This window comes from Solirubrobacter ginsenosidimutans (assembly GCF_027587205.1).
In genome coordinates this window covers 50648-62099 of sequence record NZ_JAPDOD010000052.1, presented here as the reverse complement: position 1 = coordinate 62099, position 11452 = coordinate 50648, and the positions used below count along the sequence as shown (strand labels likewise).

The following is an 11452-nucleotide window of genomic DNA, read 5'->3' as shown; positions in this document are numbered from 1 at the left end:
GGTCCCGATGTAGTTGTGCTTGAGCGTCCGCGCCTCCTCCTGGGCGAGGACGACCACCTGACGTGCTCGCTCTGTGAATCGCTCGAACATGGGGTTGGGGAGCTTCCTTCCTACTAGTGCTCGCCTAGCGCTCGGTCGTTCGGTGGTCCTGGGTTGGGTCGGGAGGGCAGTGACGGATAGGCCCGAGAGACGAAAATACCCCGGCCCTCATCCCTGTATTCGGCATGAAGGCCGAATCGGATGACAGCTCGGGGCACGTCTTTAGCCATACCTCAGTCTACCAACGCCCAGGCCACTCATAGTGGTGTGGACAATCGGTCCACACCGGCAACTACTTGAGCGCCGGGAACAGCACGACTTCCCGGATGGTCCGCTGCCCGGTTAGCAGCATGACCAGGCGATCGATGCCGATGCCGATCCCACCGGTCGGCGGCATCCCGTGCTCGAGCGCGTAGATGTAGTCGTGATCGAACGGCGGAGCGTTCTCATCGCCCGCTGCAGCGTGACGCACCTGTTCTTCGAATCTTGCCCGCTGGTCGTCCGGATCATTGAGCTCGGAGAAGGCATTGCAGAACTCCATGCCCTCCGCGAAGGCTTCAAAGCGCTCTACCAGACCGTCGTAGGCCCGGTGACGCTTGGCGAACGGCGAGAGCTCGACGGGGTAGTCGTGCAGCATCGTCGGCTCGATCAAAGTCGGTTCAACATGCTTGGAAACCAGGTAGTCGACGAGCGAAGCCCAGTTCGGTTCGTCCGGGATCTCCATGCCGCGCTCGCGCATCGCGGCCTGCAATGAGTCAAGCGTTCGGTTGGCCAACACGTCCAGGCCGTCCACGCGCGCGGCGATCGAGCCGGCCAGCGTCTCGCGCTCCCACTTGCGCATGAAGCGCTCGGAGCCGACGACCTCGCCCACGGTCCGGATCAGGCGCTCGGCGCGCTCGGCGACGACCTCCCAGTCCGCGTACGCCTCGTACCACTCGAGCATCGTGAACTCGGGGTTGTGCTTGGGCGAGAGGCCCTCGTTGCGGAAGTCCTTGCCGATCTCGTAGACCCGCTCGAGGCCGCCCACGATCAGCCGCTTGAGGTACAGCTCGGTCGCGATCCGCATGTAGAACGTGCGGTCGAGCGCGTTGAAGTGGGTGACGAACGGCCGTGCCAGCGCGCCGCCGTAGATCGGCTGCAGCACCGGCGTCTCGACCTCGATGAAGCCCTCGTCGTCGAGGAAGCGGCGGATCGCCGTGACGATCTTGGCCCGTGTCAAGAAAACCGCGCGGGTCTCGTCATTGGACATCAGGTCGAGTTCGCGATGACGAAGCCGCGTTTCGGTGTCCGTGAGCCCAGAATGCTTGTCAGGAGGCGGACGTAGCGACTTCGCGAGCAGCTCCCAGCCGTCGACTTTCACCGACAACTCGCCGCGACGGGTCTTGAAGATGGTGCCGTCGACGCCGAGCAGATCGCCGAGGTCGAGGGCGACGAGCGCGTCGAGCGACTCCTTGCCGATCACGTCGGCGCGGGCGTGCAACTGCATGCGCCCGGAGCGGTCCACGAGGTCCAGGAACGCGGCCTTGCCCTGCCCGCGGCGCGCGTGCAGGCGCCCGGCCACGCGGACGCGCGTCTCGGTCTCGTCGCCGGGTTCGAGTCCTTCGTGGGGCGCTTTGGCCTCCGCGATCGCCGTCACGCCCGGATAGGCATGCGGGAACGGCTCGACACCCGCCTCCCGCAGAGCCTCGAGCTTGCGGCGGCGGATGGCGAGGAGTTCAGAGGTGGACTCGCTCGCCTCCACTTAGGCGACTTGGATGCCGGTGACGGTCAGCTCGCGCTGCTTGCCGGAAGGCAGCGTCACCTTGACGGCGTCGCCCTTCTTGCGGCCCACCAGCGCCTTGCCCACCGGCGACTCGTTGGAGAGCCGGTTGGAGCCGGGATCGGCCTCGGTCGAGCCGACGATCGTGTACGTCAGCGACTTGCCCTTGTCGTCCTTGATCTGGACCTGAGAGCCGACGCGTACGACATCCGGTGACAGTTCGGAGGCGTCGATCACCGAAGCCGATCGGAGCTTGTCCTCGAGCGTGGCGATCCGCGATTCAAGCATCGCCTGCTCGTTCTTGGCGTCGTCGTACTCGGAGTTCTCCGAGATATCGCCGAACTCGCGCGCTTCCTTGATGCGCTCAGCGACTTCGCGACGCTTCGTCGTGGAGAGGTACTCGATTTCCTGCTTGAGCTTCTCGAGACCCTCGGGGGTGAGGATGACGTCCTTCTGCATGCTGCGTCAGTCCTTCTGCGGGGCTGAAGATGGAAACGGTTCGCTGGTCAGGCGAACCGGTGCTCTACGCCTCAGACAGGCGCGAAGGGCGCGCAGGATAGCAACAGCACCGCGCGCTGTTGATCAAGGGTTTCTGCGCGTTGAAGCGCGTCCTGAACGGCCTTGGGCGCGCCGAGGCGCTCCACGTACCAGGGATGGAACTTTCGCAGATACCGCGTCGCACGGTCGGGACCCAGGTGTTCCTCGGCCCGGTCGATCACCCAATGCCACTCGGCGAGCACCTCCTCGGCGGTCGGCTCGTCGGTGCGGTCGCCGAGCACCTGCGCGAACAGCCACGGGTTTCCGAGTGCGCCACGGGCCAGCATGACCGCCGCGCAGCCGGTGTGCTCGAAGACCCAGCGGATGTGCTCCGCGCCCTCCATCCCGCCGCTGACGATCACCGGCACGGGCAGCTCGCGCACCAGTTCGGCCGCGAGGTCGTAGTCCGGCACGCCCTTGTGGCGCACGGCGGCGCTGCGCGGGTGGAACGTGATGCCCGCGACGCCGGCCTCGTCGACGAGCCGCCGCGCGAGCTCCAGGCCCTCCATCCCGCCCGCCTTGACGGACGCGCGCAGCTTCACGGTGACCGGCAGGCCTGAGCCCTCCCGGGCGGCGCGCGCGACCGCGACGGCGAGGTCGGGGTCCTTGATCATCGCCGCGCCCGCCCCGGTCTTCATCACCTTCGGGACCGGGCAGCCCATGTTGAGGTCCAGGATCGAGGCGCCCACGCGCGCCACCTCGGCGGCGGCCGAGCGCATGATCTCCGGGTCGTGGCCGAAGAGCTGGATCGCCATCGGCCCCTCCTCGGGGTGCACGACCAGCAACTCCTTGAGCGTCTTCTCGTTGCCGTAGTGGATGGCGAAGGACGAGATCATCTCGCTCACCGCCAGCCCGGCGCCGAAGCGCTTGGCCTGCAGGCGCACGAACCAGTTGCCGATGCCCGCCAGCGGGGCGAGCATCACGCGGTTGGGGATTTCGAGGTCCCCGATCGTCCATGGGTCGTGCAGCGAGCGCATGTGCGCTCTTCAGGGTAGTTGCGCCACCCAGTCGGCCAGTTCGGACGCGCCTTCGCGGCGGGCGGCCTGTTCGGGCGTGAGGTCGTCCCAGCCCACCCAGCGTGGGTCGGCGCCGCGGGCGAGCAAGGTTTCCGCCGCGGCGCGCTGACCGCCGTGGCAGGCGGCCCAGAAGGCGTGCGTGACGTCGCCGTCGGCGTTCAGGGGCAGTCCCAGCGCCGCCGCGGCGAGCAGCGTCGGCGTCGCGCCCCGCTCCACCAGCCGGCGGGCGGCGTTCCACTGCCCGAAGGCCCACGCGTCGTCGAGCGCCGTTCCTTCGCCGATGACCCCGCCGCGCGCCTCGATGTCCGCCCCGGCGTCGAGCAGGCCGTCGATCAGCGCGACGTCGTCGCTGCTCGCCGCCCAGTGCAGCGGCGTCTCGGCGTGGTTTGGGCCGGCGTAGGGCGCGTCGACGTCCGCTCCGGCCTCCACGAGGGCGGCGAGCGTCTCGGTCGCGCGCGGCAGGTGGCCGGGCCAGTCGGTCAGGACGTGCAGGAGCGTGCGGCGCCCGTCCGGGCGGGCGTGGGCGAGCGAGGGGTCTTTCGCCAGCTCCGCCCGCAGCGCCTCGACCTCACCCGCCTTCACCGCGTCCCACGGGTTCACTGATTGCGTTCCCAGATCAGCCGCAGGCCCGTGAGGGTGAGAAGGTCGTCGGCGATGTCGATCGTCCGGCAGTGCGGCACGACCGCGCCGGCGAGGCCGCCGGTGGCGAGCGTCTTGAAGTCGCCGAGCTCGTCGTGCAGGCGGTCGATGATCCCGTCGCACATGCCCGCGTAGCCGTACAGGACGCCGGCGCGGATCGCGTCGACCGTCGATTTGCCGACCAGCGCCCGCGGCGGCGTCAGATCGATCGCCGGCAGCGCCGCCGCCCGCGCCGCGAGCGCCTCCATGGAGATCTCCAGGCCCGGGAAGATCACGCCGCCGAGGTACTCGCCGCCCGCGCTGACCACGTCGTGGGTGACCGCGGTGCCGAAGTCGACGATCACACACGCCCCGCCCACCCGCTCGTAGCCGGCGACGGCGTTGACGAGCCGGTCCGGACCGATCTCGCGCGGGTTGTCGTAGCGGATCGGCATGCCGGTCTTCAGCCCGGGGCCGACCAGCAGCATCTCGTGGCCGAGATAGCGCTGGGCCATCGCCGTCCACTGCGGGCGCAGCGAGGGAACGGTGGCGGAGACGATCGAGGCGTCGATGTCGGCGAAGCCGACCCCGCGCAGGGCGAGGAGGTTCGTCAGCGCCGCGCCGAGCTCGTCGGCAGTCGACTCGCGTACGGTCGCGAAGCGCCAGTCGTGCACCAGCGTCAGCCCTTGGTAGACGCCCAGGTGCGTCTGCGTGTTGCCGACGTCGACCACCAGCAGCATCGTCAGGCTCCTACGTCCAGGGGTGGACCCGCACGCCGGACGTCCTGGCCCTGCAGCATGCGCAGCGCGTCCACCGCTCGCCCGCGCCCGGGCACCTCCAGGTGGGGATCGAGCTCGAGCAGCGGCACGAGCACGAAGCGCCGCGAGGTGACCTCACGGTGCGGGAGCGTCAGGCGCTCCGACGAGTACTCCGTCGCCCCGAGCAGCAGCAGGTCGACGTCGATCGCCCGCGGCCCGTCCTTGATGTAGCCCTCCTCCCCCGCCTGCACCCGCCCGAACGCGTGCTCGACCGCCTTGCAGGCGTCCAGCAGCGGCTCGGGCTTCAGGCGCGTCTCCACCCGCAGGCACGCGTTGTAGAACGTCCGCTGGTCCAGGACCTCGCCCACCGGCTCGGTCTCATAGACCGACGAGGACAGCAGGACCGTGACGTCGTGCGCCCACAGCAACTCGACGGTCGCCTGCAGGTTCATCCGCCGGTCGCCGACGTTGGAGCCGAGTCCCAGGTAGCCGATTTCCCTCATGCGGGCAGAAGTCTGGCGAGTGGGCGCGGAACCCACCAGTTCCAATCGCCCAACAGGCGCATCAAGGCGGGGACGAGCAGCGCGCGGACGATCGTCGCGTCGATCAGGACGGCGACCGCCACGCCGAACCCGAGCTGCTTGATGAAGATGATCGAAGCGGTGACGAAGCAGCCGATCGCGATCACCATCAGCGCCGCCGCGAACGTCACGATGCGGCCCGTGCGCTGCAGGCCGAGCGCGACCGCCTCCTCATTGGAGAGTCCGCTGTCGTGCAGCTCCTTGATCCGTCCGAGCAGGAACACCCCATAGTCGGTGGAGAGGCCGAACGCGACCGCGAAGAGCAGCACGGGCTGCGAGGACTCGATCGCGTGCTGGCTGTCGAACGCGAGCAGCCACTCCAGGTGGCCGTCCTGGAAGACGAGCACCACCAGCCCGAACGCCGCGCACAGCGACAGCAGGTTCATCACCAGCGCTTTCACCGGGAGCACGACGGAGCGGGTCATGACGAACAGGATGATCAGCGTCGTCGCGGCGAGGATCGCCAGCGCGAGCGGGAGGTGGGCGCGCAGCGAGCCCTGCTGGTCGAGGAAGCCCGCCGTCTGGCCGCCCACGTTGCGCTCGAACGGCGCGGGAACCGCCCGCACCTCGCGCACGAAGGCCTTCGCCTCGTCGCTGAGCGGCTGGCCGGGGGCGATCAGGTCGATGCGCCCGTCCTGGATCCGCGGCGGAGCGACCGGGGCGGGCAGCCGGGCGGCGTAGGAGGCCACGTCCGCGCCGCGGGGCACCGAGATGTAGACCGGCGAGGTCTCGTTGGGTGGGAACTCGTTCTTGACCGCGTCGTCGACGATCCGCGCGGACTGGTCCTTCGGCAGCACCGAGGCGTCGATGCCGGTGAACCTGATCGTCGTGAACGGCAGCCCGAGGGCGATCAGGAGGACCGCGGACGCCGTCGCGAACAGCACCGGCCGCCGCATCACCCGCTGGGAGTGGCGGTACCAGAACCCGCTGCGCTCGGCCCGCGCCTCGCGCGCGATCGCTTCCTTCCAGCGCCTCGGCCCGCCCGCGTTGACCTTCTCGCCGAGGATCCCGAGCAGCGCCGGGAGCAGCGTCAGCGACACGCCGGCCGCGATCAGCGCGCACAGCGCCCCGCCGACGCCCATCGAGTACAGGAAGCGCTGGCGGAAGACGATCAGCGCCGCCAGCGCCGCGGCCACGGTGATCGCGCTGAAGGCGACCACGCGTCCCGCGGTCTTCAGCGTCGCGGCCAGCGCGGCCTGGCGGTCCTTCCCGCCGGCCAGCTCCTCCCGGAACCGGCTGACCATGAACAGCGAGTAGTCGATCGCCAGCCCGAGCCCGAGCCCGTTGATCAGGTTCAGCGAGAAGATCGACATCCCGTTGAACTGGTTGACGATCCGGATCGCGAGGAAGCTGAGCAGGATCGTCGCGACGCCCACGGCGAGCGGGAGCAGCGCCGAGACCGCGCTGCGGAAGACGAACAGCGTGAGAATGAAGAGGATCGGGAACGCGATCAGCTCGGCGCGCGCGATGTCGGCCGAGACCTGGCTGGACACCTGCCGCGCGGCGTAGACGCCGCCGCCGAGCGTCACGTAGGGGATGCCCCGGACGCGCTGCTCGATCCGCGTGCGGGCGCCCAGGTCGTCCTGCCGGAACGTCGCCAGCAGGTAGGTCGAGCGACCGTCCTTCGAGACGAGACGCCGGTCCGCGGGCGCGCCACCGCCGAGCAGGTCCGCTTCGCTCGTGGCGCCGTCGCCGCCCACCCGCGGCCCGTACGCGACCACCGAGGCCACGCCCGGGTCGCGCAGCGCCGCCGCCACCCGCGCGATCCGCTCGCGCCCTTGCGCCGACGCCACCGGCGCGCCGAGCCGCACGAGCGCCACGACGCTGGGCGTCGCGAACGCGCCCGAGGCCCGGTTGACCGCGTTGCGCGCCGTCACCGCCTCGGCGCTCGGGTCGTCGAAGTCGTTCTCGTTGCCGAGCTCGCCGAATACCGGCAGCGCGAGCACCGCCGCCACCAGCACCACCACCGCCGCGCACCAGACGATGGCGCGCCGGTGCCGGAAGATCACTCCCAGGCCTCGCGCGGGAAGTCGAGCGCCGTCGTGACGTTCAGCAGCATCCCGTACGCGAAGAAGCTCCAGGCCTCCTCAGGCGTGAACCCGGCCATCGCCGACACCGTGCGCACCAGCTCGACGAATCCGGCGCGCACGTGAGCGCGGATCTCGGGTTCGTTCGTCGCGTAGCTCTGCATCTGGAACAGCAACATGTGGCGGTTGGGGAGCAGTTGCTCTTCGTACGCCCTGCCCATCGCCTCCAGCGGTGTCTCGTCCGGCGCGGCCGCGACGGCGTCCGCGAAGACCTTCGCGACGTTGGCATAGCAGCGGTCCGCGCATGCCAGGAACAGGTCGCGCTTGGTGCGGAAGAGCCGGAACAGATACGGCTGCGAGATGCCCGCCTCGCGCGCGATCGCCTCGGTCGAGGTCCCGTGGTAGCCGCCCTCCGCGAAGTGGCGAAGGGCGATGCCCGTGATCTCCTCACGGCGGTCTTCGGCGGAGCGGCGGGGTGCCATGCCCTACATGTTAGTGAGTACTAAGTCCGGTTCCGCCGATTCTCGCGGGCCCTCGCCGCCGTGGCATCCACGATCGATCGCCGGAAACGAACTAACGTTCCTCGCGCCAAACTTCGACCGAAACCTCTTCGACCGGCAGCGGGATCGGGGGCTCGGGCTTGGAGGCCTTCACGGTGACGCTCTCCGCGCCGAACTGGGAGGCCAGCCGGTCCGCGATCACCGCGCACAGGCGCTCGAGCGTCTTGTAGGACTGCGCCTGGGCGATCAGCGCGATCACCTGACACACCTCGCCGTAGTCGATCGTGTCCTCGACGCGATCGGTGATCAGCGCATCGGGCTCGCCGGCGTCGAACCGGACGTCGAGCAGGATCCGCTGCCCGATCTTGCGCTCCTCGGGCGTGACGCCGTGGTGCGTGTAGAGCGACAGGCCGACGATCTCGATCGTGACCCCGACTTCCAGGCCCTCCTCGTCGTCGTCCTCGCTCAGGTCGTCGTCGTAGTCCTCGGGCTCGTCATCGGCCATCCCGCGACCGTAGCATCAGCCACCTTGAGCGCGTCCGCGACCGCCGCGACGTCATGCACGCGGAACACGCTCGCTCCGCGTTCGTAGGCCATCACGCAGGTGGCGATGGTCGCCGGGACGCGTTCGGTGACATCGCGCCCGGTGATCTTGCCGAGGAACGACTTGCGGCTCGTGCCGATCACGAGCGGGCGGCCGAGGTCGGCCAGCTCCTGCAGCCGCCGCAGCAGCTCGAGGTTGTGCTCGATCGTCTTGCCGAAGCCGATTCCCGGGTCGAGCTGGATGCGCTCCTCCTTGACGCCGGCGCGGGTCGCGGCCGCCATCCGCTCGGTCAGGAACGCCTTCACGTCGGAGACGACGTCGGTGTAGCGCGGGTCGCGCTGCATCGTCCGCGGCTCGCCGAGCATGTGCATCAGGCAGCAGTCGAGGTCCTTGTCGGCGACGAACGCGGCCAGCTCGGGGTCGTGGCGGAAGGCGGTGACGTCGTTGACGTAGCTCGCACCCGCGTCGACCGCCGCCTCCGCGACGACGAGCTTCATCGTGTCGATGGAGACCCGCGCCGTGCCGGCGAGGCCGCGGACCACGCCCACGACCCGCTCGAGCTCCTCTTCGGCGGGCACGGGCGCCGCTCCGGGGCGGGTGGACTCGCCGCCGACGTCGAGGATCACCGCGCCCTCGGCGGCCAACCGGCGGCCGTGGTCGACGGCCTGCGCCGCGTCGTCGAACGCGCCCCCGTCCGAGAAGGAGTCCGGCGTGACGTTCACGACGCCCATGATCTGGAAGGACAAGGCCTTAAACGCTACTGGCCGCGCCTGAGGGAGGAGGACTCAGGCGCGGCCGGTAGAGGGATCAGTGGATGGTCGAGGAGGAGGAGCTACCAGGTCGAGGAGGAGGGGAGAAACCCGGTAGCGGGGAGGGGATCAGAGGAGGAGTTGGGGAGCTCGCGGACCACCGGGACCACAAAGGTGTGGGGAGTCAGGCTGCGGTCGGGTCGGGGGGCCAGGAGGGTCATGTTGGAAGAGAGTTTCGAGGGGCGCTGCTTGATACGTAGATTCCTCTTTTCCCTCTCGGAGTGGGAGGGAGTTGCCCTGTCTCTTCAGGTGCGGTGAGCCGCACCCCGCCAGAGGGGCTGCCACACGAGCCGCCTGCGCGGGCGCGGCGGGCGGCCGTCTGTGGGCGTGGTGGAGAGCGCGATCCCGGCGAGGATCACCGCGGCACCGACCAGCTGCATCGGGCCGAACGGGTCCCCGAACGCGAGCGCGCCCGCGGCGGTGCCGACCAGCGGCTCGAGGTTGAGGAACGTGCCGGCCAGCGCGGGGTCGACGCGCGACTGCCCGTAGGCGAACAGCGCGAACGGCCCGACCGTGCCGACGGTGACGAGCGCGGCCAGCGCGAGCACGGGCGTCGTACCCGCGGGCGCGTGCGGCAGGCCCTCCGACAGCGCGTTGGGCAGCGCGGCGAGCAGGCCGCCCAGCATCTGCACGGCCGAGACGGCGAACGGGTCGCGCCCGGCCAGCAGCGACGGCTGGATGACGACGAAGGTGGCGCTGATCGAGACCGAGAGCAGGACGATCGCGTCGCCGCCGAGCGTCGAGGCTCCCCCGCCCCCGCCCGCGACGATCCCGACGCCGGCCAGCGCCAGCGCGAAGCCGGCCCAGGCGATCGGGGCGCAATTGCCGCGGCCGGAGATGACCGAGAAGAGCGCGACGAGCGCCGGCGTGGCGCCGACGATCAGCGCGGCGTGGCTGACCGAGGTCCGCTCGATGCCGAGGTTCTGAAGCACGATCACGAGGCCGTAGCCGACCGCGCCCGCGGCGAGGACCCGGGGCGTGAACGCGGCCTTGAGGTGCTTGCGGGCGGCGAAGGCGAGCACCGGCGCGGCGAGCGCGAAGCGCACGACGGTGAGCGTGCCGCCGTCGAGCCAGTCCAGGACGAGCTTCGACAGCGGGACCGTGAGCCCCCAGAGGAGGCCCGCGGTGACCAACGCCGCAAGGGCGGTATGACGGCGACCATTGACCATGACAAGAGCATCTTCGGCCGCAATCGCTTGCGACTTGTGTGGATCGCCCAGTTCGGGCCTCTGACGGAATATTGTTTCGTCGTATGGCCGTTGCACTGGACGAAATCGATGTTCGACTACTGAAGGAGCTCCAGACCGACGCGGACCGCCCCAACGTGGAGCTGGCCCGGATCGTCGGTCTCTCGCCCGCCGCGACCCTCAACCGGGTGCGGCGGATGAAGGAGGCGGGCGTGATCCGCCACATCACCGCGCGGCTGGACTCCGCCACCGCCGGCTTCGCGCTGCAGGTCTACCTGCTGGTCACGCTCGCGCGCCACGACGACGCGGCGGAGCGGCGCTTCGCGGCGGAGGTCGCCTCGCTTGACCACGTGATCTCCGCCGACAGCGTCGCGGGCGAGATCGACGCGATCCTGATGCTCGTCGCACACGACGTGGCCGAGCTGCACGTGACGCTCTCGCGCCTGTCCACCCGCGGCGGTGCGTCACGTCTTGTAACGCTGCTGCGACTCGCGGAACTGAAGCCTTCGTCCCCACTTCCGCTCCGAGCGACATCCGTCCACAGCCGACGTTCAGCCTAAACACAGGTTTGGGCGTGACGATGACTGAGACCATGGAGATCCAAGCCAACAGTCCCGCTCTGATGATCCAGGCCCACAACCTCGACGCAGTACGTGCGACGCTCGCCTCGGCGCAACAGGCCAGGACCCCCGAGCAGCACGCCGACGTGATCCTGCAACTCTCGACCGCCGCCACCCAACTCCTCACACCCTCGCGCTAGCCGCACCCCCCAGGTGGGGACCACGCACCGCAAGACGCGTGGTCGCCCCCGCGTGTATCAACGACAGCACTGCGAATCTCTTCTCCACGATGTCCGCCTTCGAACTCCACAACCAACTGCTTGAACTGCACGCCGAACGTCACCTCGCCGAGGAGACGGGCGTCGCCCGCATCGGGTCCTACATGGCCGACCTGGAGCGCGATATCGCGCGCTCGCACGCCGCCTTCGTCGGCGCGGCCGTGACGGAGATCGCCACGTTCCACGCCCAGCTCTCGGGCCCGAACTTCGGCTAGACCGGCGTGACGATGCCTTCGGGC

General features: G+C 69.7%; 15 protein-coding genes. 3 read left to right on the top strand and 12 right to left on the bottom strand.

Going from position 1 to position 11452, the window contains the following annotated elements; genetic code table 11:
* From OM076_RS47030 to OM076_RS36335, 12 genes are all read right to left on the bottom strand, one after another.
* The coding region (locus OM076_RS47030; protein ID WP_505017727.1) for a Clp protease N-terminal domain-containing protein at positions 1-90 on the bottom strand (90 nt) is incomplete at its 3' end.
* Positions 91-331: 241 nt separating this feature from the next.
* Positions 332-1780, bottom strand: coding sequence for a lysine--tRNA ligase (gene lysS / locus OM076_RS36385; RefSeq protein ID WP_270045087.1), 1449 nt, complete (start codon positions 1778-1780; stop codon positions 332-334).
* Entirely contained in the window at positions 1781-2257 is a 477-nt protein-coding gene (gene greA, locus OM076_RS36380) for a transcription elongation factor GreA (protein ID WP_270045086.1), read from the bottom strand.
* A gap of 71 nt (positions 2258-2328) precedes the next feature.
* Complete coding sequence (locus OM076_RS36375) at positions 2329-3312, bottom strand: tRNA dihydrouridine synthase (RefSeq protein ID WP_270045085.1); 984 nt, start codon at positions 3310-3312, stop codon at positions 2329-2331.
* Positions 3313-3321: 9 nt separating this feature from the next.
* Positions 3322-3951 (bottom strand): ankyrin repeat domain-containing protein, encoded by a 630-nt coding sequence (locus tag OM076_RS36370; protein WP_270045084.1) that lies wholly within the window; start codon positions 3949-3951, stop codon positions 3322-3324.
* Positions 3948-4709: a type III pantothenate kinase gene (locus OM076_RS36365; protein WP_270045083.1), complete on the bottom strand. Its 762-nt coding sequence runs from the start codon at positions 4707-4709 to the stop codon at positions 3948-3950. Before OM076_RS36365 ends, OM076_RS36370 begins: the two co-directional genes overlap by 4 nt.
* Before the next feature lie 2 nt (positions 4710-4711).
* Positions 4712-5230, bottom strand: a complete 519-nt coding sequence (gene folK / locus OM076_RS36360) for a 2-amino-4-hydroxy-6-hydroxymethyldihydropteridine diphosphokinase (RefSeq protein WP_270045082.1) — start codon at positions 5228-5230, stop codon at positions 4712-4714.
* Positions 5227-7317: an MMPL family transporter gene (locus OM076_RS36355; protein ID WP_270045081.1), complete on the bottom strand. Its 2091-nt coding sequence runs from the start codon at positions 7315-7317 to the stop codon at positions 5227-5229. The genes folK and OM076_RS36355 overlap by 4 nt, the downstream gene beginning before the upstream one ends.
* The gene (locus OM076_RS36350) at positions 7314-7817 is read right to left on the bottom strand and encodes a TetR/AcrR family transcriptional regulator (protein WP_270045080.1); all 504 of its coding nucleotides are present in this window, start codon (positions 7815-7817) and stop codon (positions 7314-7316) included. The genes OM076_RS36355 and OM076_RS36350 overlap by 4 nt, the downstream gene beginning before the upstream one ends.
* Positions 7818-7908: 91 nt before the next feature.
* Positions 7909-8340, bottom strand: a complete 432-nt coding sequence (gene folB / locus OM076_RS36345; RefSeq protein WP_270045079.1) for a dihydroneopterin aldolase — start codon at positions 8338-8340, stop codon at positions 7909-7911.
* Complete coding sequence (folP, locus tag OM076_RS36340) at positions 8301-9125, bottom strand: dihydropteroate synthase (protein ID WP_270045078.1); 825 nt, start codon at positions 9123-9125, stop codon at positions 8301-8303. The genes folB and folP overlap by 40 nt, the downstream gene beginning before the upstream one ends.
* A gap of 308 nt (positions 9126-9433) precedes the next feature.
* Positions 9434-10357 carry a DMT family transporter gene (locus OM076_RS36335; protein WP_270045077.1) on the bottom strand — a complete coding sequence of 308 codons (924 nt, stop codon included), beginning with the start codon at positions 10355-10357 and terminating at the stop codon, positions 9434-9436.
* Between the two features lie 83 nt (positions 10358-10440).
* Here OM076_RS36335 and OM076_RS36330 point away from each other — a divergent pair, with 83 nt between their 5' ends.
* From OM076_RS36330 to OM076_RS36320, 3 genes are all read left to right on the top strand, one after another.
* Positions 10441-10935, top strand: coding sequence for an Lrp/AsnC family transcriptional regulator (locus OM076_RS36330; protein ID WP_270045076.1), 495 nt, complete (start codon positions 10441-10443; stop codon positions 10933-10935).
* A 32-nt stretch (positions 10936-10967) separates the two neighbouring features.
* A complete protein-coding gene (locus OM076_RS36325) occupies positions 10968-11135 on the top strand; it encodes a hypothetical protein (RefSeq protein WP_270045075.1) in 168 nt (55 codons plus the stop codon).
* 89 nt (positions 11136-11224) lie between these two features.
* A complete protein-coding gene (locus OM076_RS36320; protein WP_270045074.1) occupies positions 11225-11428 on the top strand; it encodes a hypothetical protein in 204 nt (67 codons plus the stop codon).
* Positions 11429-11452 lie beyond the last annotated feature (24 nt).